At 57.8% G+C, this 26,583-nt stretch carries 26 protein-coding genes, 1 tRNA gene, 1 pseudogene and 1 riboswitch; of the genes and pseudogenes, 10 read left to right on the forward strand and 18 right to left on the reverse strand.

Going from position 1 to position 26,583, the window contains the following annotated elements; translation table 11 throughout:
- Positions 1-53 precede the first annotated feature (53 nt).
- On the forward strand, positions 54-254 hold the full coding sequence (locus DFO52_RS12520) for an ogr/Delta-like zinc finger family protein (RefSeq protein WP_029741756.1): 201 nt from the start codon (positions 54-56) through the stop codon (positions 252-254).
- A gap of 82 nt (positions 255-336) precedes the next feature.
- On the opposite strand, the gene DFO52_RS12525 is transcribed toward DFO52_RS12520, so the two are convergent.
- Positions 337-412 (reverse strand) — tRNA-Ile (locus tag DFO52_RS12525).
- A 125-nt stretch (positions 413-537) separates the two neighbouring features.
- On the opposite strand from DFO52_RS12525, the gene mug reads away from it, so the two are divergent.
- Positions 538-1,044, forward strand: coding sequence for a G/U mismatch-specific DNA glycosylase (mug, locus tag DFO52_RS12530; protein ID WP_029741755.1), 507 nt, complete (start codon positions 538-540; stop codon positions 1,042-1,044).
- A gap of 102 nt (positions 1,045-1,146) precedes the next feature.
- Here the strand turns inward: mug and rpoD are convergent, their stop codons facing one another.
- From rpoD to rpsU, 3 genes and pseudogenes are all read right to left on the reverse strand, one after another.
- The gene (gene rpoD, locus DFO52_RS12535; RefSeq protein WP_023309228.1) at positions 1,147-2,994 is read right to left on the reverse strand and encodes an RNA polymerase sigma factor RpoD; all 1,848 of its coding nucleotides are present in this window, start codon (positions 2,992-2,994) and stop codon (positions 1,147-1,149) included.
- Positions 2,995-3,089: 95 nt separating this feature from the next.
- A pseudogene (gene dnaG / locus DFO52_RS12540) lies at positions 3,090-4,893 on the reverse strand (DNA primase).
- A 115-nt stretch (positions 4,894-5,008) separates the two neighbouring features.
- Positions 5,009-5,224 carry a 30S ribosomal protein S21 gene (rpsU, locus tag DFO52_RS12545; protein WP_001144069.1) on the reverse strand — a complete coding sequence of 72 codons (216 nt, stop codon included), beginning with the start codon at positions 5,222-5,224 and terminating at the stop codon, positions 5,009-5,011.
- Positions 5,225-5,460: 236 nt separating this feature from the next.
- Between rpsU and tsaD the strand changes: the two genes are divergently transcribed.
- The gene (gene tsaD / locus DFO52_RS12550; protein WP_029741753.1) at positions 5,461-6,474 is read left to right on the forward strand and encodes a tRNA (adenosine(37)-N6)-threonylcarbamoyltransferase complex transferase subunit TsaD; all 1,014 of its coding nucleotides are present in this window, start codon (positions 5,461-5,463) and stop codon (positions 6,472-6,474) included.
- A gap of 44 nt (positions 6,475-6,518) precedes the next feature.
- Here the strand turns inward: tsaD and ureG are convergent, their stop codons facing one another.
- From ureG to DFO52_RS12595, 9 genes are all read right to left on the reverse strand, one after another.
- Positions 6,519-7,136, reverse strand: coding sequence for an urease accessory protein UreG (ureG, locus tag DFO52_RS12555; RefSeq protein ID WP_023333456.1), 618 nt, complete (start codon positions 7,134-7,136; stop codon positions 6,519-6,521).
- A gap of 9 nt (positions 7,137-7,145) precedes the next feature.
- Positions 7,146-7,820: an urease accessory protein UreF gene (locus DFO52_RS12560; RefSeq protein WP_133550490.1), complete on the reverse strand. Its 675-nt coding sequence runs from the start codon at positions 7,818-7,820 to the stop codon at positions 7,146-7,148.
- Positions 7,820-8,359, reverse strand: a complete 540-nt coding sequence (locus DFO52_RS12565) for a HupE/UreJ family protein (protein WP_029741751.1) — start codon at positions 8,357-8,359, stop codon at positions 7,820-7,822. Before DFO52_RS12565 ends, DFO52_RS12560 begins: the two co-directional genes overlap by 1 nt.
- A 9-nt stretch (positions 8,360-8,368) precedes the next feature.
- Complete coding sequence (ureE, locus tag DFO52_RS12570; RefSeq protein ID WP_133550638.1) at positions 8,369-8,833, reverse strand: urease accessory protein UreE; 465 nt, start codon at positions 8,831-8,833, stop codon at positions 8,369-8,371.
- Positions 8,834-8,842: 9 nt separating this feature from the next.
- Positions 8,843-10,546 carry an urease subunit alpha gene (gene ureC / locus DFO52_RS12575; RefSeq protein ID WP_133550491.1) on the reverse strand — a complete coding sequence of 568 codons (1,704 nt, stop codon included), beginning with the start codon at positions 10,544-10,546 and terminating at the stop codon, positions 8,843-8,845.
- Positions 10,539-10,853, reverse strand: coding sequence for an urease subunit beta (locus DFO52_RS12580; protein ID WP_133550492.1), 315 nt, complete (start codon positions 10,851-10,853; stop codon positions 10,539-10,541). Before DFO52_RS12580 ends, ureC begins: the two co-directional genes overlap by 8 nt.
- A 10-nt stretch (positions 10,854-10,863) precedes the next feature.
- Positions 10,864-11,166 (reverse strand): urease subunit gamma, encoded by a 303-nt coding sequence (locus DFO52_RS12585; protein ID WP_006811999.1) that lies wholly within the window; start codon positions 11,164-11,166, stop codon positions 10,864-10,866.
- A gap of 10 nt (positions 11,167-11,176) precedes the next feature.
- A complete protein-coding gene (locus DFO52_RS12590; protein WP_133550493.1) occupies positions 11,177-12,004 on the reverse strand; it encodes an urease accessory protein UreD in 828 nt (275 codons plus the stop codon).
- A 145-nt stretch (positions 12,005-12,149) separates the two neighbouring features.
- Entirely contained in the window at positions 12,150-13,163 is a 1,014-nt protein-coding gene (locus tag DFO52_RS12595; protein WP_133550494.1) for an alpha/beta hydrolase, read from the reverse strand.
- 147 nt (positions 13,164-13,310) lie between these two features.
- Between DFO52_RS12595 and DFO52_RS12600 the strand changes: the two genes are divergently transcribed.
- Positions 13,311-13,733, forward strand: a complete 423-nt coding sequence (locus tag DFO52_RS12600; RefSeq protein ID WP_133550495.1) for a MarR family transcriptional regulator — start codon at positions 13,311-13,313, stop codon at positions 13,731-13,733.
- Between the two features lie 40 nt (positions 13,734-13,773).
- Here the strand turns inward: DFO52_RS12600 and DFO52_RS12605 are convergent, their stop codons facing one another.
- Together DFO52_RS12605 and plsY are read right to left on the reverse strand one after the other, a co-directional pair.
- Complete coding sequence (locus tag DFO52_RS12605; protein ID WP_133550496.1) at positions 13,774-15,240, reverse strand: MFS transporter; 1,467 nt, start codon at positions 15,238-15,240, stop codon at positions 13,774-13,776.
- Between the two features lie 84 nt (positions 15,241-15,324).
- Positions 15,325-15,945 (reverse strand): glycerol-3-phosphate 1-O-acyltransferase PlsY, encoded by a 621-nt coding sequence (gene plsY, locus DFO52_RS12610; protein ID WP_023309216.1) that lies wholly within the window; start codon positions 15,943-15,945, stop codon positions 15,325-15,327.
- 107 nt (positions 15,946-16,052) lie between these two features.
- Between plsY and folB the strand changes: the two genes are divergently transcribed.
- Both folB and bacA read left to right on the forward strand, forming a co-directional pair.
- Positions 16,053-16,421: a bifunctional dihydroneopterin aldolase/7,8-dihydroneopterin epimerase gene (gene folB / locus DFO52_RS12615; RefSeq protein ID WP_023333447.1), complete on the forward strand. Its 369-nt coding sequence runs from the start codon at positions 16,053-16,055 to the stop codon at positions 16,419-16,421.
- A gap of 105 nt (positions 16,422-16,526) precedes the next feature.
- Positions 16,527-17,348 (forward strand): undecaprenyl-diphosphate phosphatase, encoded by an 822-nt coding sequence (gene bacA / locus DFO52_RS12620; RefSeq protein WP_087823187.1) that lies wholly within the window; start codon positions 16,527-16,529, stop codon positions 17,346-17,348.
- A gap of 10 nt (positions 17,349-17,358) precedes the next feature.
- On the opposite strand, the gene DFO52_RS12625 is transcribed toward bacA, so the two are convergent.
- Together DFO52_RS12625 and DFO52_RS12630 are read right to left on the reverse strand one after the other, a co-directional pair.
- Entirely contained in the window at positions 17,359-18,600 is a 1,242-nt protein-coding gene (locus DFO52_RS12625) for a multifunctional CCA addition/repair protein (protein ID WP_023309213.1), read from the reverse strand.
- Positions 18,601-18,660: 60 nt separating this feature from the next.
- Complete coding sequence (locus DFO52_RS12630) at positions 18,661-19,281, reverse strand: TIGR04211 family SH3 domain-containing protein (protein ID WP_024906484.1); 621 nt, start codon at positions 19,279-19,281, stop codon at positions 18,661-18,663.
- Between the two features lie 229 nt (positions 19,282-19,510).
- On the opposite strand from DFO52_RS12630, the gene DFO52_RS12635 reads away from it, so the two are divergent.
- The 3 genes from DFO52_RS12635 to hldE are packed head-to-tail and all read left to right on the forward strand — an operon-like array spanning position 19,511 to position 25,160.
- Positions 19,511-20,812 (forward strand): inorganic triphosphatase, encoded by a 1,302-nt coding sequence (locus tag DFO52_RS12635; RefSeq protein WP_133550497.1) that lies wholly within the window; start codon positions 19,511-19,513, stop codon positions 20,810-20,812.
- A 21-nt stretch (positions 20,813-20,833) separates the two neighbouring features.
- Positions 20,834-23,689, forward strand: a complete 2,856-nt coding sequence (glnE, locus tag DFO52_RS12640; protein ID WP_133550498.1) for a bifunctional [glutamate--ammonia ligase]-adenylyl-L-tyrosine phosphorylase/[glutamate--ammonia-ligase] adenylyltransferase — start codon at positions 20,834-20,836, stop codon at positions 23,687-23,689.
- A 40-nt stretch (positions 23,690-23,729) separates the two neighbouring features.
- Positions 23,730-25,160 (forward strand): bifunctional D-glycero-beta-D-manno-heptose-7-phosphate kinase/D-glycero-beta-D-manno-heptose 1-phosphate adenylyltransferase HldE, encoded by a 1,431-nt coding sequence (hldE, locus tag DFO52_RS12645; protein WP_029740691.1) that lies wholly within the window; start codon positions 23,730-23,732, stop codon positions 25,158-25,160.
- Positions 25,161-25,236: 76 nt separating this feature from the next.
- Here hldE and ubiK read toward each other — a convergent pair whose 3' ends face one another.
- Positions 25,237-25,533 (reverse strand): ubiquinone biosynthesis accessory factor UbiK, encoded by a 297-nt coding sequence (gene ubiK, locus DFO52_RS12650; protein WP_014071796.1) that lies wholly within the window; start codon positions 25,531-25,533, stop codon positions 25,237-25,239.
- Between the two features lie 119 nt (positions 25,534-25,652).
- A riboswitch (FMN riboswitch) is annotated at positions 25,653-25,803 on the forward strand.
- Positions 25,804-25,909: 106 nt separating this feature from the next.
- On the opposite strand from ubiK, the gene ribB reads away from it, so the two are divergent.
- Entirely contained in the window at positions 25,910-26,563 is a 654-nt protein-coding gene (gene ribB, locus DFO52_RS12655) for a 3,4-dihydroxy-2-butanone-4-phosphate synthase (RefSeq protein ID WP_023309208.1), read from the forward strand.
- Positions 26,564-26,583: the final 20 nt, after the last annotated feature.

Here is a 26,583-nt window from a genome sequence, read left to right on the forward strand (position 1 = left end):
GTTTTATTTTGGGTATTATTTATTCACAAAATGTGAACCAAGTGGAGGGGTACATGTTTCATTGTCCTAAGTGCAAGCACTCTGCGCATGCGCGTACCAGTCGCTATCTAAGTGAAAATACCAAAGAGCGCTATCACCAGTGCACCAATGTGGACTGCAGCTGTACGTTCGTGACGATGGAGTCCGTGGAGCGCCTGATTGCCACTCCCGGTGCGTCTGAGCGAGTCCGAACGGCTTCGCTGAACCACGGTTAGCGGCTGCGTTACCGGTTCTTAAAAACCAATAAAAAAGCCACTCGGTCGAGTGGCTTAATCATATGATTCTAAAGCTAAAATTTGGTGGCCCCTGCTGGACTTGAACCAGCGACCAAGCGATTATGAGTCGCCTGCTCTAACCACTGAGCTAAGGGGCCGTGGCGGTGAATTATAAAGTAACTCCCCGCAGCAATCCAGCCATTCACACCTGCCTGCTGTTTTTATAAACAACGCATAATCAATCCTTTATACTTCCCTGACGATGTATCGAGCGGGAGTAAAGATGATCAACGATATTCTGGCCCCTGGCCTGCGGGTGGTGTTCTGCGGAATCAACCCGGGTAAGTCCTCGGCGCACACCGGTTTTCACTTTGCCCATCCGGGTAATCGCTTCTGGAAGGTGATCTACCAGGCCGGGTTTACCGACAGGCTACTTAAGCCCGAAGAGGAACAGCATCTGCTGGACACGCGCTGCGGGATCACCATGCTGGTCGAGCGGCCTACGGTACAGGCGAGCGAGGTCAACCTGCATGAGCTGCGCAGCGGCGGGCGGGAGCTGATCAAGAAGATAGAGGATTATCAGCCGGCCGCGCTGGCGATCCTCGGCAAGCAGGCCTACGAGCAGGCGTTTAGCCAGCGCGGAACGCAGTGGGGCAAGCAGAGCATCATGATTGGCGTTACGCAGGTGTGGGTGCTGCCGAACCCGAGCGGGCTCAACAGGGCGACGCTGGATAAGCTGGTTGAGGCGTATCGGGAGCTGGATGAGGCGCTTATGGTGCGGGGGCTGTAATCCTCTGCGGCCTGATGCCCTCACCCTGACCCTCTCCCACAGGGAGAGGGAATAAACAAAAAAAAAGCTCCCGATTGGGAGCTTTTTCACTGTCAGGACCGATTAATCGTCCAGGAAGCTACGCAGCACTTCAGAGCGGCTTGGATGACGCAGCTTGCGCAGCGCCTTCGCTTCGATCTGACGGATACGTTCGCGGGTAACGTCGAACTGTTTACCCACTTCTTCCAGCGTGTGGTCGGTGTTCATATCAATACCGAAACGCATGCGCAGGACTTTTGCTTCACGGGCGGTCAGGCCAGCCAGAACGTCGTGCGTCGCAGCGCGCAGGCTCTCAGTGGTGGCAGAGTCCAGCGGCAGCTCGAGGGTGGTATCCTCGATGAAATCACCCAGATGCGAATCTTCATCATCACCGATTGGTGTTTCCATGGAGATTGGCTCTTTGGCGATCTTCAGCACTTTACGGATCTTGTCTTCCGGCATCAGCATGCGCTCGGCCAGCTCTTCCGGCGTCGGCTCGCGGCCCATCTCCTGCAGCATCTGGCGGGAGATACGGTTGAGCTTGTTGATGGTCTCAATCATATGCACCGGAATACGGATGGTGCGCGCCTGATCCGCGATAGAGCGGGTGATAGCCTGACGGATCCACCAGGTTGCGTAGGTGGAGAACTTGTAACCACGACGGTATTCAAACTTATCTACCGCTTTCATCAGACCGATGTTGCCTTCCTGAATCAGATCCAGGAACTGCAGACCACGGTTGGTGTATTTCTTGGCGATAGAGATAACCAGACGCAAGTTCGCTTCAACCATCTCTTTCTTCGCACGGCGGGCTTTCGCTTCACCGATGGACATACGACGGTTGATGTCTTTAACCTGCTCGATGGTCAGGCCGGTCTCTTCTTCAATCTGATGCAGTTTCTGCAGGCCGCGATGCACATCGTCCTTCACGTCGTGCAGTTTTTCAGACCACGGCTTGTTCATCGCGATAGCCGCGTTGAACCAGGTTTCGCTGGTTTCGTTGCCGGTGAAGAGGGTGATGAAGTTCTTCTTCGGCATTTTGCACTGCTCAACGCACAGCTTCATGATGATGCGTTCCTGGGTACGTACGCGATCCATCATCACGCGCATGCTGTTTACCAGGTAGTCGAACTGTTTTGGCACCAGGCGGAACTGTTTGAATACTTCAGACAGCTTCAGGATCTCTTCCTGTGCGGCGGCATGGCTGCGGCCTTTCGCTTTGATGGTGTCACGCGTCACTTCGTACTGGGTACGCAGCTCGGCAAACTTCTCACGCGCCAGCTCCGGGTCGATGCTGTTGTCATCGTCCGCGGTGTCGTCGTCGCTCTCTTCCTCATCTTCGTCTTCGTCATCATCCATCTCTTCCTGAGACAGTTCAGAACCGACGTGAGTGGCGGTAGGCGCCATATCTTCTTCGGCGTTCGGGTCGACAAAACCGGTGATCAGGTCAGACAGGCGCGCTTCTTCCGCTTCAACGCGATCGTACTGCTCCAGCAGATAGGTGATCGCTTCCGGGTACTCGGCGACAGAGCACTGAACCTGGTTGATCCCGTCTTCGATGCGTTTTGCGATGTCAATTTCGCCTTCGCGGGTCAACAGTTCAACGGTACCCATTTCGCGCATGTACATGCGGACCGGGTCAGTGGTACGCCCGATTTCAGATTCCACGCTGGACAGTACCTGTGCAGCAGCTTCTTCCGCATCTTCGTCAGTGTTGTTGGAGGTTTCAGCCAGCAACAGATCATCGGCATCCGGTGCTTCTTCCATCACCTGAATGCCCATGTCATTGATCATTTGGATGATATCTTCGATTTGATCTGAATCGACGATATCTTCCGGCAGATGGTCATTGACCTCGGCATAGGTCAGATAGCCTTGCTCCTTACCACGTTGGACAAGAAGTTTCAGCTGTGACTGCGGGTTTTGCTCCATAAGACGGTATCCACACTTAATTCGTTTGATTGGTGTCGGCGATGGGGCTGCCAACCTTTAAAGCGAGGGCGTACTTATATTTTTGCCGCTGCCTCTCAGTGCGGCTGCCGGGGGCTTCCCGATCGATATTCGGCACTTAAGCCGTTAAATTTTTTATTTCTTCGCCAGTTCCTGGTTAATCATCCAGAGCTCCCGGCGTTCTTCGCTGCTTAAACCGTGTGTGCGCTCGCGAGCTATCAACTCTTCCTGGCGCAGCTCAAGCATCGAATCAAACATATGGTTGAGTGAGTCGGTGAACGTTTTTTCTGCAATGTCCTTATCTGCTATATCGTCCCACATCGACAATTTTTCAAGGGTAGCGGCCTCTTTTGTGCCGCGATAATGCTCTAAAAGTTGTCCGGTGGTCAGACCTGGCTGAGACAAACACGTGTTGACCAGTTCTGAAAATAAGCCAAGCCCGGGCAATTTTTCGTGGTTTAAACCCGCCAGCGACGGCACCTGCGGTGCGAGCTCGGGGTTTTGGACCAGCAACCCTATCAGTATACGCATGGTTGTGCGTTTTAGCTGAGGCGCGGGGCGAACCGCACCGTTTTCAGCCTGTTTTGGCATTAAACGTTCAAGCTGGCTGTCATCCAGAATGCCGAGCTTGTTGCCTAACTCCTGACGCAGATAGATGCGCAGCGTTTCGCCGGGCACCTGGCTGATTAACGGCAGCGCCAGCGTACTGAGCTGCGCGCGCCCGTCAGGGGTACTCAAATCGACCTGCGGCATCAGGCTGTTAAACAAAAACGTGGAGAGCGGCTGAGCCTGCTCCATCCGCGCTTCAAACGCCGCTTTGCCCTCTTTACGCACCAGCGTATCCGGGTCTTCGCCGTCGGGCAGAAACATAAAGCGTAGCTGACGCCCGTCGGTCATATACGGCAGCGCGGTTTCCAGCGCGCGCCAGGCGGCGTCGCGTCCTGCGCGATCACCGTCGTAACAGCAGATGACGTTGTTGGTCACCCGGAACAGCAGTTGAATATGATCGGCGGTGGTGGACGTCCCTAACGACGCAACCGCGTAGTTGATGTCGTACTGCGCCAGGGCCACGACGTCCATATAGCCTTCGACGACCAGAAGACGCGGAGGTTCCGCATTATTCTGCTGCGCCTCATAAAGACCGTACAGCTGGCGGCCCTTATGGAAAATATCGGTTTCCGGGGAGTTGAGGTATTTCGGCAGGGCATCACCCAGCACGCGACCACCAAAACCAATTACCCGGCCACGCTTGTCGCGGATCGGGAACATTACCCGTTCGCGGAAGCGGTCGTAGCTTCGTCCCTGGTCGTTGGTGACCAGCATGCCTGCATCGATGAGAGACTTACGATCTTCGCTATTGCCGCCAAAACGCTTTAACACGTTGTCCCAGCCGGGCGGGGCGTAACCAATAGCGAAACGCGCAATGACATCGTCGCTCAGTCCGCGCTTATTCAGATACTGACGCGCAGGCTCAGCCGCAGATTGCTTAAGAGACTGTTGGTAAAACGAATTCAGGCCATCCATCAGTTGATACAGCGTTTGCCGTTGATGGCGCTCGATCTGACTTGGCCCACTGCCTGCTTCATACGGCACTTCAAGGTTATGCATCGCCGCCAGCTCTTCGACGGTTTCAACGAACTCGAGCTTGTCGTAATTCATCAAAAAATCGACGGCATTACCGTGTGCGCCACAGCCGAAGCAATGGTAGAACTGCTTTTCACCGTTTACGGTGAAGGAGGGGGTTTTTTCATTATGGAACGGACAGCACGCATGGTAGTTCTTGCCCTGCTTTTTTAGCTTTACCCGCGCGTCGATGAGATCGACGATGTCGGTTCTGGCAAGCAGGTCATTGATGAAAACGCGTGGGATTCTTCCGGCCATATGCCCCAAAATTTTAAGCGACTTATAAACGAAAACAAGCCGCGCATTCCTTCCGGAAGCACGGCCTTACGACTATTACTCTGTCTGTCAATTGAGGGCTGAGGCCCTCAACCAATTAGTACAGACGAGTACGGCGTGCGTTTTCGCGAGCCAGTTTCTTCGCGTGACGTTTCACAGCGGAAGCTTTAGCGCGCTTACGTTCGGTCGTTGGTTTTTCATAAAACTCACGACGACGAACTTCAGCCAGAACACCTGCTTTCTCGCATGAACGTTTGAAGCGACGCAGTGCTACGTCGAACGGCTCGTTTTCACGTACTTTAATTACCGGCATGTAACTCTCACCTTTAATAAATTCGGTTTGCCGCTGGCATCAACGCCAGCTTATTTCAAAATGGTGCGGAATTTTACTGCAAATGCTGCTGCTTTGTAAAGCACCGATGCGATTTTGAAAGGGACTTTAATAAGGGTGAGGAGTATACACGAGCCTTCTTCCTGGGGCGAACAAAGTTTTACATCAACCCGCCCAGGCTCTACACTGCGCGGTATTGAAACGAGGTAAAACAAGTCATGCGTGTACTGGGTATTGAAACATCCTGCGATGAAACCGGCATCGCCATTTACGACGACGAAAAAGGGCTTCTGGCCAACCAGCTGTATAGTCAGGTGAAATTGCACGCTGACTACGGCGGCGTCGTACCTGAACTGGCCTCTCGTGACCACGTGCGTAAAACGGTTCCCCTGATTCAGGCGGCGCTGAAAGAGGCCGGGTTGAGTTCAAACGATATCGACGCCGTGGCGTATACCGCGGGCCCGGGCCTGGTCGGCGCGCTGCTGGTTGGCGCAACGGTTGGCCGTTCGCTGGCGTTTGCGTGGGATGTGCCGGCGATCCCGGTTCACCATATGGAAGGGCACCTTCTGGCACCGATGCTGGAAGAGAATCCGCCTGAATTCCCGTTTGTGGCGCTGCTGGTCTCCGGCGGCCATACGCAGCTGATTAGCGTAACGGGCATTGGCAAGTATGAGCTGCTGGGCGAGTCGATCGACGATGCCGCCGGTGAAGCCTTCGACAAAACCGCCAAGCTGCTGGGTCTGGATTATCCTGGCGGCCCGATGCTGTCGAAAATGGCGTCGCAGGGAACGGAAGGGCGCTTTGTCTTCCCGCGTCCGATGACCGACCGTCCAGGGCTGGATTTCAGCTTCTCCGGGCTGAAAACCTTCGCGGCGAATACGATTCGCAATAACGATGACAGCGAACAGACCCGCGCCGATATTGCCCGTGCGTTCGAAGATGCGGTGGTGGACACCCTGATGATCAAGTGCAAGCGCGCGCTGGATCAGACCGGCTTTAAGCGTCTGGTGATGGCCGGCGGCGTCAGCGCCAACCGCACGCTGCGCGCGAAGCTCGCCGAGATGATGCAAAAGCGTCGCGGGGAAGTGTTCTATGCCCGTCCGGAATTTTGTACCGACAACGGCGCGATGATCGCTTACGCCGGAATGGTGCGCCTGAACGCGGGCGCTACGTCCGACCTGAGCGTGTCCGTGCGTCCGCGCTGGCCGCTGGCGGAACTGCCGGAGGCGTAATCCCTCACCCTAACCCTCTCCCAAAGGGAGAGGGGATCGTTTGATTACACCCGCAGCATCCCTTTCTCTTCCAGAAACGCAATAATTGTCGCTAACCCGTCACCCGCCTTCAGGTTGGTAAACGTCCACGGACGATCGCCGCGCATGCGGTTAGTGTCGCGCTCCATCACCTCCAGCGACGCACCGACGTACGGCGCGAGGTCGGTTTTATTGATCACCAGAAAATCGGATTTGGTGATCCCCGGCCCGCCCTTGCGCGGAATTTTTTCCCCTTCGGCCACGTCGATCACGTAGATGGTCAGATCCGCCAGCTCCGGGCTAAACGTCGCGCTCAGGTTATCGCCGCCGCTTTCAACGAAGATCAGATCCAGATTGCCGAACTTCTCGCTTAGCGCCTCTACCGCCGCCAGGTTCATCGAGGCATCTTCACGAATGGCGGTATGCGGGCAGCCTCCCGTCTCTACGCCCACGATGCGCTCCGGCTCCAGCGCGCCTGCCTCGGTCAGGATGCGCTGATCCTCTTTGGTGTAGATATCGTTGGTCACCACCGCAAGATGGTAGGTATCGCGCATCGCCTTGCAGAGCGCTTCCAGCAGCGCGGTTTTGCCCGACCCTACCGGGCCGCCCACGCCCACGCGCAGGGGATGTTTGTAATCAGCCATGTTGACTCCTCAGGAACGGAATAGTCGTGAATATTGGGTTTCGTGGCGCGCGGAGGCGATGGCGGACAGCGGCGTTGCTGCCCCCAGCGCGTCGTCGCAACGCAAAAATGCCTGTTCAAGTCCGGCGGCGTAATGGTCGCTCAGGTCGATAATCAGCTGCTGCGCGGCCTGTTGCCCAAACGGCACCAGCTTGACGCCCGCCATGACCGCGCTTTCCATCCAGCTATAGCCGAGGCTGAGCGCCAGCTCGCGCGCGCTAATGCCCCAGCGCACGCCGAGCCAGGCCATGCCGCAGAGCTGGCTTTGCATAAACAGCGGCAGCCATTCGGGCGGACAGTCAGGTTCCCAGCTCTTAATCAGCCGCGTAAACGCCGCCCCACGGTTGCGCTCCTCTTCGCGCAGCTCGCGCGTTTCCCGGCAGGCGAGAAGGTATGCCGTCCAGCGTTTTACATAGGTAAGATCGCGTTGCTCACAGGCCTGATAAAGACGGATAAACAGCGGCAGGTCGACGCAGAAAAAGCTCTGCTCCATCTGGTGGATTTGCCAGCGTTTGAACGCGTCGGCGTCGGTGACCCAGCCTGCCTCAACGGCCCACTCCAGCCCCTGCGACCAGGTAAACGACCCGACCGGCAGGCTGCTGCTGGAGAGCTGCATCAGGCGCAGCCTCTGGCGGGCGTGCTCCATCAGCTCATCAGCGCCAGCAGGGCGGAGACAATCAGCCCGCCGCCGAAGGTTTTACGCAGGCCGTCGTGACGGCGCAGCAGCAGCCCCGCGGCAAAGCTGGCGCACAGCACCGTGGCGCTGGCGAGCATAAAGCCGCTGGTGAAGAGCCAGAAGCTGTGGCCGGACATCTCCACGCCGTGCGCCCAGCCGTGGAACATCGCCAGGGCAGGCACCGCCAGCAGCAGGCGGTTTTCAGTTTTAAACATCATCACGCCGGATACCGCCAGCGAGGCGATAATCAGCATCTCCATGCCGCTGAAGCCGCCGAGCAGGCTGCCCGCAATGGCGCCGACAAGCATCATCCCGAGGGTGGCAAACGGCAGCAGGAGTTTGCGGCCGCTCAGCGCCGAGAGCACGCCCGCACCGGTGAGCATCAGCAGGTGATCGAGCCCGGTCAGCGGGTGGAGAAAACCGGCCTGAAAGCTGTCGGTGCCGTGGCCGGGATGCGCGAGCGCGGGAACGGAAAAAGCCAGCAGTAACAGCGGTAAATACTTGCGCATGATGGATCCTTAATGTGAATGAGCGTGAGAATGGCTGTGGCTGTGGGCATCGCTGGTGTAAGCGCCCGCTTCCGGTTCAAACGGCAGGCTGGCGTAGGCCACTTCCAGCCCGAACTGGCGCAGCATGTCGTCGAGAACGTGGTCGTGGTGATAGCGCAGCTCGCCGGGCATGATTTGCAGCGGTACGTGGCGGTTGCCCAGGTGGTAGCAGGCGCGGGCGAGCAGGAACGGATTGGCGCAGCGCACCACGGAAACTGACTCCGGGGCGGCGATCACTTCGATGACCTCGCTGCCGTCGTCGGTAGTCAGCAGGTCGCCCCCGCGCAGCAGCAGGCCGCGCGGCAGCATCAGCCCGGCTTCGCGGCCGTCGTTCAGCGATACGCGGGCGCGGCTTTTCACCCGCACGTCAATCGGCAGCGTGACGCTGGCGGTAATCGGATGCGCATGGTCCAGGCGTTGGGTTAAATAGATCATCATCACTCCTCAAAACAGGAAATAGCGTTGCGCCATCGGCAGAACGTCAGCCGGTTCGCTGGTTATCAGTTCACCGTCGACGCGCACCTCGTAGGTTTGTGAGTCGACGGTGATATTTGGCTGCAGGCCGTTGTGGATCATGTCCGCCTTTTTCACCGTTCGGCAGCCTTTCACCACCGCGGTGGCGCTCTGCAGGTTGAGCTGCTGCGGGATGCCGTTCGCACTGGCGGCCTGCGAGATAAACGTCAGCCGGGTGGCGTGGCGCGCGGCGCCCAGCGCGCCAAACATCGGGCGGTAATGCACCGGCTGCGGCGTGGGGATCGAGGCGTTGATATCGCCCATTGGCGCACAGGCGATCATCCCGCCCTTGACGATGGTGGCGGGTTTGACGCCAAAGAACGCAGGAGACCAGACCACCAGATCCGCCAGCTTGCCCGCCTCAATCGAACCGACTTCGTGGGCGATGCCGTGGGTGAGCGCCGGGTTAATGGTGTATTTGGCGACATAGCGCTTCACGCGGAAGTTATCGTTATCGCCGGTCTCTTCCGGCAGCGCGCCGCGCTGGACCTTCATGCGGTGCGCCACCTGCCAGGTGCGGATAATGACTTCCCCGACGCGGCCCATGGCCTGCGAATCTGACGAGGTGAGCGAGAACGCGCCGATGTCGTGCAGCACGTCTTCCGCGGCGATGGTTTCACGACGAATGCGGGATTCGGCAAACGCCACGTCCTCGGCGATATCCGGATCGAGGTGATGGCAAACCATCAGCATGTCGAGATGCTCGTCGATGGTGTTCACCGTGTAGGGCAAGGTCGGATTGGTAGAAGAGGGCAGAATATTCGGGTGCGCGCAGGCGGTGATGATATCCGGCGCGTGGCCGCCGCCCGCGCCTTCGGTGTGGAAGGTGTGGATGGTGCGCCCTGCGATAGCCGCCAGCGTGTCTTCGACAAAACCGGACTCGTTCAGCGTGTCGCTGTGCAGCGCCACCTGAATATCCATTTCTTCCGCGACTTCCAGCGAGCAGTTGATCGCCGCAGGCGTCGCGCCCCAGTCTTCGTGGATCTTCAGCCCGATCGCGCCGGCGGCAATCTGCTCGCACAGGGCGTCCGGGTTGGAGCCGTTACCCTTGCCGAGCAGGCCGATATTCACCGGCAGCGTATCGGCAGCCTGCAGCATGCGGGCGATATACCACGGCCCCGGCGTGCAGGTGGTGGCGTTGGTGCCCGCCGCCGGTCCGGTGCCGCCGCCGATCATGGTGGTGACGCCGGAGACCAGCGCCTCTTCCGCCTGCTGCGGGCAGATCCAGTGGATGTGGGTGTCGATCCCGCCAGCGGTGACGATCTTCCCCTCGGCGGCAATCACTTCCGTTGCCGCGCCAATCGGGATCGTCACGCCGGGCTGAATGTCCGGGTTGCCGGCTTTGCCAACGGCGAAGATCCGCCCGTTCTTGACGCCGATATCGGCTTTTACGATCCCCCAGTGATCGACGATCAGCGCGTTGGTGAGAACCAGATCCACGCAACCCTCAGCGGTCATCTGCCCCTGGCCCATACCGTCGCGGATCACCTTTCCGCCGCCGAATTTGACCTCTTCGCCGTAGACCGTGAGATCGTCTTCCACTTCGATCCACAGCTCGCTGTCGGCTAGCCGCACTTTATCTCCGGTGGTGGGGCCGAACATATCGGCATACGCCTGGCGTGAAATATTAGCCATGTTTCACCTCGCCCATTACCTCACCGCGAAAACCGAAAATGCGCTGCGCCCCCGTGACCTGAACCAGCGTCACTTCCCGCTTCTGGCCGGGCTCGAAGCGCACGGCGGTGCCCGCCGGGATGTTCAGTCGGAAGCCTTTGGTGGCTTCCCGATCGAACTTCAGCGCCGGGTTGACCTCGTAAAAGTGATAGTGCGATCCGACCTGGATCGGCCTGTCGCCGTGATTTTCGACAACCACGCTTTGGGTTTCACGCCCGACGTTGAGGGCAATCGTTCCGGGCTGGATCTGGTATTCACCTGGGATCATCACGCGCTCCTTAGACGATCGGGTTGTGGACGGTGACGAGCTTCGATCCGTCCGGGAAGGTGGCTTCGACCTGAATATCCGGGATCATCTCCGGGACGCCCTCCATGACCTGGTCGCGCCTCAGGACGTGGCGGCCCGCCTCCATCAGCGAGGCGACGGTTTCGCCATCGCGCGCGCCTTCCATAATGAAGGCGCTGATCAGCGCGACTGATTCCGGGTAATTGAGCTTTACCCCGCGCGCAAGGCGGCGTTCGGCAACCAGCGCGGCGGTGAACAGCAACAGCTTGTCTTTTTCTCTGGGGGTCAGTTCCATAACGTTTCTCTTATGTCTGCCAGATACGCGGCGAACAGGCGTTTTTGGTGGTGAGAAGCGGGCGAAGCGACTGCCAGATGTCGCGCATCACCCGCTGGCAAATCAGGTTGTCGTCGGAGATAAAACGCACCGACAGCAGATCGTCAGTGAGCGTTGCACCCGCATAATTTTCCAGCGGCGCGAGCCGTTCGCGAACCGTGTCGAGATGTTCTTCTTTGGCCGGATAGAACAGCAGCGTGCCGAGCCACGGACGTCCGGCGACGGGCGTGAGATCGCCGTCGCTAAGATGCTGACGCTCAATCAGGCGCGGCTCGTCATCTACCCACACCTCCAGGCGGCTCTCCAGCGTGCCGTGGCTGAATGTCTCACCGATCACCGGGCGCCCCAGGCAGTACAGCTCCCACGCCAGCAGCGTGCTGGAGGCCTTCAGGTGAAAAACGGAGCGCAGCGCGGCATTCGCGCCGGGGAAGATAATGGTGTCCTGCGGCAGCCACTCCAGCGTGGAATTTTCATCGAGATAAAAATGCTGGCTCAGACGAGCCTGCGGGCCGCTGCTGCGATAGAACTTGCTGGCGCCGGGCATGGTGATAAGCACATGGCTTTTGGCGTCCATCCGAACGGAAATGTCCAGCGTATCGCCGCCCACAATCCCGCCGGGCGGGTGCAGCAGGTAAAGGTGGCAGGTTTCCCCTTCGGGATAAAACGGACGCTGAACGGTAAGCGGCCCGACGTGGTGGGCGGAGTGCAGGAGGGTTTTCTCAGGGGTGTGACAAAACTGCAGGGCAAGCGATGCCTGCCAGCCTTTATACGTATTATCAGTGACCTGAGCTGCTAACATGCTGCATCCATTTCCACACCATCGGGATACGTTTCAGTATGCCCTGGCGGAAATGAAGCCTGTCATATGAGTCGCTTATGGATGGCCAGGCAGGAGAAATAAAAAAGCACGGCCGGGGCCGTGCTCTGTATAAGCAATGACGAGGCTATTTCAGGTGTTCATGCAACGCTGCACCTGCCTGCTCAAGGGCAACTTTAACCGTTGGCTCCTGGCTCAGCGGGTTAAGCAGGCCGTAGTCGTGGATCATGCCGTTATAGCGCGTGACAGTCACCGGGACGCCAGCCGCATCCAGTTTACGCCCGAATGCTTCACCTTCATCCCGCAGAACGTCCAGCTCAGCCGTCTGGATCAGCGTCTCGGGGAAGCCTTTCAACTGCGCGGTGCTGGCGCGAAGCGGAGAGGCAAGGATATTGTTGCGATCGGCAGCGCTGGTGGTGTAGTTATCCCAGAACCATTTCATCATGTTTTTCGACAGGAAATAGCCATTTTCGAACTGGTTATACGAGGCAGTATCAAAGTTCGCATCGGTAACCGGCCAGAGCATGACGTTGTAGCGAATCTTTGGCCCATTGAACTGTTTGGCCTGCAGCGCCACCGAAGCCACCATATTGCCGCCGACGCTGTTACCCACCAGACCCAGACGGCTACCGTCAACGCCAATTTCCTGACCGTGCTCGGCGACCCATTTTGTCGCTTCATAGGCCTGATTAATTGCCACCGGGAAATGGGCCTCAGGTGACGGGGTGTAATCGACGTAAACCGCAGCGGCACCCGAAGCGCGAACGAGGTCGCGGATTAAACGTTCGTGGGTAGGGAAGTCACCCAGCACCCAGCCGCCGCCGTGAAAGAACATAAAGGCGGGGAGCGTGCCGCTGGCGTTTTCAGGTTTCACTATTTTCAGTTTTATCGTCTGGCCATTTACCTGGATCGTTTTTTCAGAAACCTGAGCGGGCGGCAGTTTTGCGCCTTGCTGCGCGCCAATCAGTACCTGGCGGGCCTCCTGCGGGGTCATCTGTTCCATTGGCTTACCCTTGCCGGAATTCAAAACATTAAGAAACGCCTGTACGCCTGCGGTCGGGGTAGGGGTATTGGCGGTTTGAGCGGATGCCGCGGCTGACGCGAAGACGGAAGAAATCAGGATGGCGGTTAGTGTTTTCATGGTAGTGCCTCTTTAAGCGTATTTGATCGGATGAGATAACTAGATAGTGCGCTACTTAGTTGTTGGTATAATACTTGCGCGCAAGATACTTTTAGTCAAACATTATTTATAATTTTTTTAGGCAACCGATTCGGAGTTGATAGAAAAATGAAAGAAAACAAAACGCTAGACGATTTACTTTGCTTCTCGCTGTACTCGGTCACCAATGCGTTCGTTCGCCAGTATCGCCCCTTACTGCAAGAGATGGATCTGACCTATCCGCAATTCGTTGTTTTGATGGCGCTTTATGAGAAAGACAACATTCCACTTCGCGATCTCAGCGATAAGACGTTTTTTGATTCGGGCACATTGACCCCGCTTGTACAAAAGCTTGAGGCAAAAGGATTCCTCAACCGTATCGCGGTTGTGGGTGATGAAAGGATGAAAAATGTTGTACTGACCGACAAGGCCAAAGACCTGAAGAAACGGGTGATGGCATTGCCGGATCAGATGCGCTGCAGCATGCGGATGAATGACGATGAGCTTGAGACGCTAAAAAAACTCTCCCGAACGCTGCTCGACGATTTGTAATAACCCTTCGGTGGGTTGAACCCACCGAAGTAATGTGTCGTTACCGATAGTCCTCCGCATCCACATCATACCCCGACGGCTCCCAGCGTATTGCCAGCAGCGACGCCAGGCCGATAAACGGCGCCAGCGCAATCACCCAGAACACGGCGGTATCGAGCGAGGCGACCAGCAGCGGGAACAGAAACAGCGACAGCGTGGAACTGCTGCGCATCAGCGTCTGGTTGAGGCCCACGCCCACGCCGCGCAGGGAGGTCGGGTAGCTCAGAGAGGCGAACGTCATGGTATGCGCGCCCGGGCCAAAGCCCTGGCCGAACAGGAAAAGCGCCAGCATGGCTACGGCAAGCACGCCTTCAGAGGCACCTTCCGGTCGGCCAATCAGCGCCAGGCCAAGCAATGCGACAAGCTGGCAGGCATAACCCGCCAGCGACATTCGCCAGGCGCCGAAGCGCGGCACGTAGCGTACAGCCAGCAGCCCGCCGACGAAGGCAAACAGCAGGTTAAGCGCCAGAGAAATGAGAATGGTGGTGAGCATCGACTGGACAAAGAAGCTGGAGATGATCACCGGCAGACCAAACGCCACGGCGTTATAGGCGAAGGAAGAGACGACGGACAGCAGCGTGGCGAGCGTCGTGCGGCGCAAATAGATGCCGCGAAACAGGTTCAGATAGTTTGACCATTTCGCTTTATTCACGACAGGGGCTGGCTGGCCGAGCGCGTCCTGCGGCACGTGGGCATTGATGTTATACGACTGGCGTAAAATTGACGCAGCCTCTTTCAGGTTGCCCTGATTCGCCGCCCAGACCGGAGATTCGCTCATATAGCGGCTGCGGATGGCGATAATCACCAGCGCGGGCACCGCGCCAAAGCCCAGGATCAAACGCCACAGCCAGTCGCTGTGGCTCTCCGGCAGCACGGCGTAGAAGAAAAGCACCAGCAGGTAGGAGATGCTGATGGCGGCATACCAGGTGGGGCACCACATCGCGACGCTGGAAGCCTTATTTCCGGGCCCTTTTAGCCTGGCGAACTCGCTTAAAAACGCCATCGCCACGGGAAGGTCGATCCCGACCCCCAGCCCCATCACAAAGCGGGCGCCCGCGAGCACATATTCGTTCGGGGCCAGCGCACAGGCTATCGCTGCCACCACGAAGAACACCATATCAGCCATAAAAACGCGGTAGCGCCCGATTTTATCCGTGAGGTAACCGCCGAGCAGCGCCCCGACAATGGCACCAAAGGTAATCGCCGAGGCCACCATGCCGGTACCGGCGGGCGTCAGGTTAAATTCGCGGGTGATGTCTTTAATGCCGAAAGCCAGCGCGCCCAGATCGTAGGCATCGAGGAAAATGCCGCCCAAAGCGATTCCGACCACGATACGGGCGTTTGTCCGGCCCTGAGAACCGTCATTAACGAGGCGTGATACATCCGAAGCGCTGCGCACCCACTGGATGTCGCCATCAGGGGGAATACCTGTCGTTGAAAGGGGAGTTGTTTCTGTGATTTCAGCCATTTTCTTCTTATGTGGTTGTGTTGTGTCCCTAACAGTTACCACAGGCAGAAGGTGACCAAAATCACATTTGGCTATAAGGCATAACTAACCCTTCGGAGCGTCTTTTTTCTTTCTCTTGAGCTTCGTCCAGATTTTGGTCTCCTGACGACGCCACAGGCGCTGAATATTGTCGTGATGACGCAGCAGGATAAGACAGGAGAGCATCGACACCGGGAAGGTGAACTGGGGTTTGAACCACCAGACGTAGAACGGGGCGATCAGCGCGCTGACGATTGCGCCCAGCGACGAATAGCCGCTCAGAAGAATGGTGAGCAGCCAGGTCCCGGCCATTACGCCGGTGAGATCCCAGCCGATAGGCGCAATGGCGCCAAAGGCGGTCGCAACGCCTTTTCCGCCTTTAAAGCCGAAGAATACGGGCCAGATGTGGCCGACGCAGGCGGCAATAGCAATGAGCCCCAGCCAGAACGGCGTGACGCCCAGCGCATAAGCGCCCCAGACGGGCAGCATCCCTTTCAGAACATCAAAAATCAAAACCGCTACGGCTGCTCCCTTGCCGCCAATTCGTAGTACGTTGGTCGCCCCCGGATTCCCGGAACCATTTTCACGCGGGTCAGGTAACCCGGCAATGCGGCAGACCAGAATGGCGCTGGAGATTGAGCCGCAAAGATAGGCGAGGAGGATCATTCCAGGCGCGATTGCACTCATAACGCTGTTCCGTTTTGAAAATGTATCTGTATTCTCAACATCTGTGGATAATACGCATAATTCGCCGGAAGTGGTATCCGGTTTAGCCAAAAAGCAGGCAGGTCGTGATGGATATTGTATTTATAGAGCAACTTTCGGTAATCACCACAATTGGTGTTTACGACTGGGAACAGACCATCGAGCAGAAACTGGTGTTCGATATCGAAATGGGATGGGATAACCGCAAATCGGCAAAAAGCGATGACGTGAACGACTGTCTGAGCTATGCCGATATCAGTGAAACGGTCATAGCCCACGTTGAAGGGCAGCGTTTTGCGCTGGTCGAACGGGTGGCGGAAGAAGTCGCAGAATTGCTGTTGAAAAAATTCAACTCACCGTGGGTGCGCATCAAGCTGAGCAAGCCGGGAGCGGTGGCGCGCGCCGCCAATGTTGGCGTCATTATTGAGCGTGGCACAAATCTGAAAGGCAAGAATTAACGTCATAATTGCTAAACCATTTTAGGTTATACCGGTCTCAGGACTGTATCTTATCGGTTGTCCATATGGGGCACCGTTTTTTTATATCTTTTTAGGGGTTTATAGATGAGCGATATGCACTCGCTGCTGGTGGCGGCAATACTGGGTGTGGTCGAAGGATTGACGGAGTTTTTGCCGGTCTCCAGTACGGGCCATATGATTATCGTTGGCCATCTGCTGGGCTTTGAAGGCGATACCGCAAAAACGTTTGAAGTGGTGATCCAGCTGGGGTCTATTCTGGCGGTGGTCGTGATGTTCTGGCGTCGCCTGTTTGGCCTGATCGGCATCCATTTTGGACGTCCGCCTCAGCACGAGGGGGCCAGTAAAGGTCGTCTGTCACTGATCCACATTCTGCTCGGGATGATCCCTGCGGTGGTGCTGGGTCTGGTGTTCCACGACGCCATCAAATCGCTGTTTAATCCGATTAACGTGATGTACGCGCTGGTGGTGGGAGGCTTACTGCTGATCGCCGCGGAAGTGCTGAAGCCAAAAACGCCGCGCGCGGAAGGTCTGGACGATATGACGTATCGTCAGGCGTTTATCATTGGTTGCTTCCAGTGTCTGGCGCTGTGGCCGGGCTTCTCGCGTTCAGGCGCTACCATCTCCGGCGGGATGCTGATGGGCGTAAGCCGTTACGCCGCATCAGAGTTCTCGTTCCTGCTGGCGGTGCCGATGATGATGGGCGCCACCGTACTCGACGTCTATAAGAGCTATCACTTCCTGACGGCTGGCGACATTCCGATGTTCGCCGTTGGCTTCATCACCGCCTTTATCGTGGCGCTGATTGCCATCAAAACCTTCCTGCAGCTGATTAAGCGTATCTCGTTTATTCCGTTCGCGATCTATCGCTTTATCGTGGCGGCTGCGGTGTACGTGGTCTTCTTCTGACCGATGGCCCTCAGTCTTTCGGCTGAGGGCAATGCTTTTCCTTCCAGTCCGACACCGCCTGAATTCGCCGCTTCGTGAGCTCTTCGCGAATTTCCGGTCCTTTGAATCCCGCTTCGACAACGTCCTTCGTGGGCACCGCTTTCGCTACGTCCCAGGCTTTACGCAGTAAACGTCCCTGCGGGTAATCGCACGCTTCAAAACCGGTACGACCGCGCACGTCAGCTTCGCTGGTCAGCGCGATTTGCTCCACGCGCTGGGGTTTGCGCCAGGCGTCGATATTATCGAAAAGCTTAACGATGGTAGCCGGCTTCAGGATGGGGAAGGTGTGGATCAGATCGTGGAACTCGGCCACCAGTTTCGCCAGATCGCGGATCTCGTTCGGCACGCGCAGACGCTGGCACAGCCCCTCGACCAGCTTCACCCCTGCAGGGCCGTGCCCGTGGTGGCGAGGCCAGAATTCTTTTGGCGTTAGGCCTTTGCCGAGATCGTGGCACAGGGTGGAAAAGCGCACGTCCACGTCAGGGCTGAGCATGGCGGCCATGCTCAGGGTCATCAGCGTGTGTACGCCGGTATCAATTTCCGGGTGCCATTTTGCCGGGGCAGGTACGCCAAACAGCGCGTCTATTTCCGGGAACAGTACCTTCAGCGCGCCGCAGTCGCGCAGGACCTGGAAAAAGACCTGCGGGTTGCGCGTGGTGAGGGCATTTTCCGTCTCTTTCCAGACGCGCTCTGGGGTCAGGTGTTCAAGCTCGCCCGCCTCGGTCATGGCGGTCATCAGCGCCATTGTCTCATCGGCAATACGGAAGCTGAGATGGGCGTAACGCGCGGCAAAGCGCGCCACGCGGAGCACGCGGAGCGGATCTTCAGAAAACGCCGGGGAAACGTGACGTAAAAGACGGTTGCGCAGATCGTCCTGACCGCCATAGGCGTCTACGATCTGCCCGTCTTCGTCCTGCGCCAGCGCGTTGATGGTGAGATCGCGACGCAGGAGATCTTGCTCCAGCGTGACGTCCGGCGCGGCATAGCAGGTGAAGCCCGTATAGCCCGAGCCCGATTTCCGCTCGGTACGCGCCAGGGCATACTCTTCACGGCTTTTCGGGTGCAGGAACACGGGAAAATCGCGGCCTACCTGCTGGTAGCCCGCGTCGAGCATCTCTTCAGGAGTGGCGCCAACCACCACCCAGTCTTTATCTTTGACCGGCAGACCTAACAACGCATCACGTACCGCACCACCGACCAGATAACTCTTCACGCCCAACTCTCCCGTTTTCTCTTTTCCAGAATGATACGTAAGTCTGGCAGAGAAGACGAATTAGTTCATCCAGCGGTCTTTACGCTTGCGGCTTGGGATTAGATGCGGCAGCACCAGACCCAGTACCAGACCCACGCCCAGCACGCCGCCGCCATACATAAACCACTGCATGATGATGGTGCGCTGTTTGTCGTCGAGCTGCAGATTAGCGGCATTCACCTTCTTCTGCGCGACAATCAGCTCGTTTTTCAGTTTCTGGTTCTCTTCTTTCAGACCGTTAATCACACCGTCGCTTTGCGCCACTTTCTGCTGCATTTCAGCGGTGCGCTGGTTCCAGGTGCCGTCGATGTTGTTCAGCTTGTCGGTCAGAGTCTTCACCTGGTTTTCCAGATCCGGAACGCGCGTGCGCAGGCTTGGCACGGTGCTCAGCTCTTTCAGCGGGATCCAGGAAGTGCGGCCGGTACTGTCGCGAACCTGGCCGTAATTGGTATCCGCGTTGGTCTGTAACAGGGTGACTTCCTCGCCGGCATTCACCGTGCCCACGAGGCGATAATTATCTCCGGGGCCACTGCGTACCCAGGTGTTCAGTTCGTCAGAAACGTAACGCTTCTCTTCAGCGTGCACTGCGGTTGCGGCGCTAAAAGCGAGTAAAGTAAGTCCAATCAGGCGTAATTTAAGCATCATTAGTCGTTATTTTCATAAATAGTGGAACGATAGTAGTGGCAACAGTGTCTCTACGCAAAGCATTCGTCAGCAATCAGAATCATCTGTGTCACGACTCTACAGATTTACACCCGACAAATTGCTCATTGCATGGCAATTTGGCGCAAAATACTATGTACTGACAAACAAATGGCGAGGAAGTTCGCCCTCATTGACGCGTCTGTGACGCACGCAAAAGTACAAGGCTATGGCACAAGAAATCGAATTAAAGTTTATCGTCGAAAAAGACAGCGTTGACGCACTCCGCCAGCATCTGCATACGCTTTCCGGCGAACACCATGCACCGGTACAACTGCTTAATATCTATTACGAAACGCCAGACAACTGGCTGCGTCGCCACGATATGGGGCTGCGCATCCGCGGCGCGAGCGGGCGCTACGAGATGACGATGAAAATTGCCGGCCGCGTGGTCGGCGGTTTACATCAGCGCCCGGAATACAATATCGACATCAGCAAGCCAGAACTTGAGCTGGAACGTTTCCCGGCGGAAGTCTGGCCGGATGGCGAGCTGCCTTCCACGCTGGCGGAACAGGTGCAGCCGCTGTTCAGTACCGATTTCTGGCGCGAGAAATGGCTGGTGACGGAAGGCAAAAGCCGCATCGAAATCGCCCTCGATCTGGGGGACGTGAAGGCGGGTGAGTTCCAGGAACCGATTTGCGAACTCGAGCTTGAGCTGCTGGAAGGGGACGCGAATGACGTGCTGAAGCTGGCGCGCAGGCTGGTGAACCAGTCCGGACTGCGTCAAGGAAGCCTGAGTAAAGCCGCGCGGGGTTACCATCTGGCCGCCGGAAATGCGCCGCGCGTGCTGAAAGAGACGACCATCCTGCACGTTGCGCCGAAAGCCAGCGTTGAACAGGGTCTGGAAGCCGCGCTGGAGCTGGCGCTTTCTCAGTGGCAGTACCATGAAGAGCTGTGGGTGCGAAATGTGAAAAACGCGAAATCCCACGTGCTGGCGGCGATTGCCCTGGTGCGCCATACCCTGACGCTGTTCGGCGGTATTGTTCCTCGCAAAGCGAGCGCTCACTTACGTGACCTGCTGACGCAAACCGAAACGCTGATGCTCTCCGACGTATCGGCGCAAACGGCGATCTACAGCCCGCAAGCCGCGACGGCAAAACTGGCGCTGACCGAGTTCCTGGTGACGCGCGGCTGGCGCGCCTTCCTGGATGCGAAAGCCGAGGCCAAAATCGCGGAAAACTTTAAGCGTTTCGCGGATATTCATCTTTCCCGTCATGCCGCCGAGCTGAAGAGCACCTTTGCGTATCCGCTCGGCGATCAGTATGGCGATCAGCTTCCTCGTCTGTCGCGCAACATCGACAGCATGCTGCTGCTTTCCGGCGCTTATGACGGCGTTAAAACCCAGGCCTGGCTGGAAAACTGGCAGGGGCTGAAGCACGCCATTGAAACCCGCCAGCATATTGAGATTGAGCATTTCCGTAACGAGGCCATTTCGCAGGAGCCGTTCTGGCTGCACAGCGGAAAACGTTAACTCTGGCAAGGAACCCCTATAATGCCGCTTTCTTCACCGTTACAGCAGCAGTGGCAGACCGTTTGCGAACGTCTGCCTGAGTCATTACCGGCGTCATCGTTAAGCGAGCAGGCGAAGAGCGTGCTCGCCTTCAGTGATTTTGTGCAGGAAAGTATCACCGCCAACCCGGACTGGCTGGCAGAGCTTGAGAACGCGCCGCCGCAGGCGGACGAGTGGCGGCATTACGCCGGCTGGCTGCAAACTGCGCTTGAAGACGTTGCGGATGAAGCGACGCTGATGCGCGTCCTGCGCCAGTTCCGCCGTCGGGTGATGGTGCGCATTGCCTGGGCTCAGGCGCTGGAGCTGGTGAGCGAAGAGAGCACGCTGCAGCAGTTAAGCGAGCTGGCGCAAACGCTGATTGTCGCCGCGCGCGACTGGCTCTACGCCGCCTGCTGTAAAGAGTGGGGCACGCCGTGCAGCGAGGAAGGGGTTCCTCAGCCGCTGTTGATTCTGGGTATGGGCAAGCTGGGCGGCTGCGAGCTGAACTTCTCCTCCGACATTGACCTGATTTTTGCCTGGCCCGAGAACGGCTCCACGCGCGGCGGCCGTCGCGAGCTGGACAACGCCCAGTTCTTTACCCGCCTCGGCCAGCGTCTGATTAAGGCGCTGGATCAGCCGACGCAGGACGGTTTTGTTTACCGCGTGGACATGCGCCTGCGCCCGTTTGGCGACAGCGGACCGCTGGTGCTGAGCTTTGCCGCGCTGGAAGATTACTACCAGGAGCAGGGGCGCGACTGGGAGCGCTATGCGATGGTTAAAGCGCGGCTCATGGGCGACAGCGACGACGCTTACGCCAACGAGCTGCGCGCCATGCTGCGCCCGTTCGTATTCCGTCGCTATATCGACTTCAGCGTGATCCAGTCCCTGCGTAATATGAAAGGGATGATCGCCCGTGAGGTGCGCCGTCGCGGGCTGAAAGACAACATCAAGCTCGGCGCGGGCGGCATCCGCGAAATCGAATTTATCGTTCAGGTCTTCCAGCTTATTCGCGGTGGCCGTGAGCCGTCCCTGCAGTCCCGCTCGCTGCTGCCGACCCTGAGCGCCATCGAGCAGCTGCACCTGCTGCCGGACGGCGACGCGCAAACCCTGCGCGAAGGCTATCTTTTCCTGCGCCGTCTGGAAAACCTGCTGCAAAGTATCAACGACGAACAGACCCAGACCCTGCCGGGCGATGACCTTAACCGGGCGCGTCTGGCCTGGGGCATGCGCGTGGACGACTGGACGGCGTTAACCGAACGGCTGGATGCCCATATGGCAGGCGTACGCCGCATCTTTAACGAGCTGATCGGTGATGACGAAAGCGAATCGCAGGACGATGCGCTTTCCGAGCACTGGCGCGAGCTGTGGCAGGACGCGCTCCAGGAAGATGACACTACGCCGGTGCTGACGCACTTAACCGACGACGCGCGCCATCGCGTGGTGGCGCTGATCGCTGATTTCCGTCTTGAGCTGAACAAACGCGCCATCGGCCCGCGCGGTCGTCAGGTGCTGGATCACCTGATGCCACACCTGCTGAGCGAGGTCTGCTCGCGGGCGGACGCGCCGGTGCCGCTGTCGCGCATGATGCCGCTGTTAAGCGGGATCATCACGCGTACCACCTATCTGGAACTTTTAAGCGAGTTTCCTGGGGCGCTGAAGCACCTGATTACGCTCTGCGCCGCGTCGCCGATGGTGGCCAACAAGCTCGCGCGTTACCCGCTGCTGCTGGATGAGCTGCTCGATCCGAACACGCTGTATCAGCCAACGGCGACGGATGCCTACCGGGACGAGCTGCGTCAGTATCTGCTGCGCGTGCCGGAAGAGGATGAAGAGCAACAGCTGGAGGCGCTGCGCCAGTTTAAGCAGGCGCAGATGCTGCGCGTGGCGGCGGCGGACATCGCCGGAACGCTGCCGGTGATGAAAGTGAGCGATCACTTAACCTGGCTGGCAGAGGCAATCATTGACGCGGTGGTCCATCAGGCGTGGGTGCAGATGGTGGCGCGCTACGGCCAGCCGAAACACCTGGCCGAACGTGAAGGACGCGGATTCGCGGTCGTGGGGTACGGCAAGCTTGGCGGCTGGGAGCTGGGCTATAGCTCCGATCTGGATTTAATCTTCCTGCACGACTGCCCGGTTGACGTAATGACCGACGGCGAGCGTGAAATTGACGGGCGTCAGTTCTACCTGCGCCTGGCGCAGCGCATCATGCACCTGTTCAGCACCCGCACCTCGTCGGGCATTTTGTATGAAGTGGATGCCCGTCTGCGTCCGTCCGGCGCGGCGGGCATGCTGGTGACCTCAACGGAATCCTTCGCCGATTACCAGAAGAATGAAGCCTGGACGTGGGAGCATCAGGCGCTGGTGCGTGCTCGCGTGGTGTACGGCGATCCGCAGCTCAAAACGCAGTTTGACGTCATCCGCAGGGAGGTTATGACCACCTTGCGTGATGGCAGCACGCTGCAAACGGAAGTGCGCGAAATGCGCGAGAAAATGCGCGCGCATCTCGGTAATAAACATCGCGATCGCTTCGATATTAAAGCCGACGAGGGCGGGATTACCGATATTGAGTTCATTACCCAGTATCTGGTGCTGCTGCACGCCCACGACAAGCCGAAGCTGACGCGCTGGTCCGATAACGTGCGCATTCTGGAGCTGCTGGCGCAAAATGACATCATGGACGAGCAGGAGGCGCAGGCTTTAACCCGCGCCTACACGACGCTTCGCGATGAGCTTCATCACCTGGCGCTGCAGGAGGAACCGGGGCACGTGGCGCTGGACAGTTTTGCTCATGAACGTGCTCAGGTAACGGCCAGCTGGCAGAAGTGGCTGGTGGAACCGTGCGTAACAAATCAAGTGTGATATTATCGCGCGCAAATTGTGAATCTTTCTGGAGTCAGGAATGAAAGTAACACTGCCAGAGTTTGAACGTGCTGGGGTAATGGTTGTTGGGGATGTGATGCTGGATCGCTACTGGTATGGGCCTACCAGCCGCATCTCTCCGGAAGCACCGGTACCGGTGGTTAAGGTCGACACCATTGAAGAGCGTCCCGGCGGCGCGGCAAACGTGGCGATGAACATTGCCTCTCTGGGCGCGCAGTCGCGTCTGGTGGGCCTGACCGGCATTGACGATGCGGCGCGCGCGCTGAGCAAGTCGCTGGCGGACGTGAACGTGAAGTGCGACTTCGTCTCTGTTCCGACCCACCCGACCATCACCAAGCTGCGCGTGCTGTCGCGCAACCAGCAGCTGATCCGCCTCGACTTTGAAGAAGGGTTCGAAGGCGTTGATCCCGAGCCGCTGCACGAGCGTATCAACCAGGCGCTGGGCAATATCGGCGCGCTGGTGCTGTCCGACTACGCCAAAGGCGCGCTGGCGAGCGTGAAGACGATGATTCAGCTGGCGCGTAAAGCCAACGTCCCGGTGCTGATCGACCCGAAAGGGACCGATTTTGAGCGCTATCGCGGCGCAACCCTGCTGACGCCAAACCTCTCCGAGTTTGAAGCGGTGGCGGGCAAGTGCAAAACCGAGGAAGAGCTGGTTGAGCGCGGCATGAAGATCATTGCTGATTTCGAGCTGTCTGCTTTGCTCGTCACCCGCTCCGAGCAGGGGATGACGCTGCTGCAGCCGGGCAAAGCGCCGCTGCATATGCCAACCCAGGCGCAGGAAGTGTACGACGTGACCGGTGCCGGTGATACGGTGATCGGCGTGCTGGCGGCGACGCTGGCAGCAGGAAACTCGCTGGAAGAGGCGTGCTACTTCGCCAACGCCGCGGCGGGCGTGGTCGTCGGTAAACTCGGTACCTCAACCGTTTCGCCAATCGAGCTGGAAAACGCGGTGCGCGGTCGTGCGGATACCGGTTTTGGCGTTATGACCGAAGACGAGCTGAAGGTGGCCGTCGCCGCCGCGCGTAAGCGTGGTGAAAAAGTGGTGATGACCAACGGCGTGTTCGACATTCTGCACGCGGGCCACGTTTCGTATCTGGCGAACGCGCGCAAGCTGGGCGATCGCCTGATTGTGGCGGTTAACAGCGATGCATCGACGAAGCGCCTGAAGGGTGAAACGCGCCCGGTGAACCCGCTTGAACAGCGCATGATTGTGCTCGGCGCGCTGGAAGCCGTGGACTGGGTGGTGTCGTTTGAAGAAGATACCCCGCAGCGTCTGATTGCCGGCATTCTGCCGGACCTGCTGGTAAAAGGTGGGGATTACAAGCCGGAGCAGATCGCGGGTAGCGAAGAGGTCTGGGCGAACGGCGGCGAGGTGATGGTGCTCAACTTTGAGGACGGGTGCTCAACCACCAATATCATCAAGAAGATCCAGAAGGACAGTCAGTAAAAAAACGGGCCAGCTGGCCCGTTTTTTTCGCCCTCTCCCTGTGGGAGAGGGCTGGGGTGAGGGCATCAGGCCGCACTTACTCCTGGTCATCCACCGGTGGAATAGCCGGTGCCGGCTTCACTTCTTCCGGCGCATTTCGGTTTTCCAGCTCGGTCAGACGCTGTTCCAGCAGCGCCAGCTTCTCGCGGGTGCGCAGCAGAACCTGGGTCTGCACGTCAAACTCTTCGCGGCTGACTAAATCAAGGCGAACCAACTGCGCCTGCAGCGTCTGGCGGATTTTCTTTTCTACGTCATCACCAAATTCACGAATGCCTTTTGGCATAGATTCATGAACCTGACGCGCGATCTGCTCAATTTTTTTCGGGTCAATCATTGGCGTTTCCCTTGATGGAAAAGTGTTAGTGTCCATTGTAGCGCGTCATGCCCGGGGTAAACAAAATTGTTTGATGCTTATGCATTGCCCAGGATAATCAATAGCGTTATAGTTATCTCGCTTATTCTCAGGGCGGGGCGAAATTCCCCACCGGCGGTAAATCAGCGTGACGCTGAAAGCCCGCGAGCGCTTTGGGTGAATACTCAAAGGTCAGCAGATCCGGTGTAATTCCGGGGCCGACGGTTAGAGTCCGGATGGGAGAGAGTAACGATCAAGTCGGGCATGGGCCCGCTCACGTTATCTTTTTGCCGCTTATACGGCGCTCCTAAGACTGCCCTGATTCTGGTAACCATAATGTTAATGAGGTTTTTTTACCATGAATCAGACGCTACTTTCCTCTTTTGGCACTTCAACTCAACGTGTTGAACATGCACTGGATGCACTTCGCGAAGGCCGCGGTGTGATGGTGCTTGACGATGAAAACCGTGAAAACGAAGGCGATATGATTTTCGCCGCCGAAAACATGACCGTTGAACAGATGGCGCTGACCATCCGTCACGGCAGCGGCATCGTATGCCTGTGTATTAATGAAGATCGTCGTAAGCAGCTCGATCTGCCGATGATGGTCGAAAACAACACCAGCGCCTTTGGTACCGGTTTTACCGTGACCATTGAAGCAGCTCATGGCGTGACCACCGGTGTGTCTGCGGCTGACCGTCTGACCACCGTACGTGCAGCGATTGCTGATGGTGCGAAGCCATCCGATCTGCACCGTCCAGGCCACGTCTTCCCACTGCGTGCGCAGGCGGGTGGCGTGCTGACCCGTGGTGGTCATACCGAAGCGACGATCGACCTGGTGACGCTGGCTGGCTTCAAGCCTGCTGGCGTGCTGTGCGAACTGACCAACGATGATGGCACCATGGCGCGCGCGCCGGAGTGCATCACATTTGCCCGCCTGCACAACATGCCGGTGGTCACGATTGAAGATCTGGTTGAGTATCGCCAGGCGCACGAGCGCAAAGCCAGCTGATAATAAAAACGCCGGGAAGT

The sequence above is a fragment of the Enterobacter sp. AG326 genome (genome assembly GCF_004362415.1).
Classification (GTDB): domain Bacteria; phylum Pseudomonadota; class Gammaproteobacteria; order Enterobacterales; family Enterobacteriaceae; genus Enterobacter; species Enterobacter asburiae.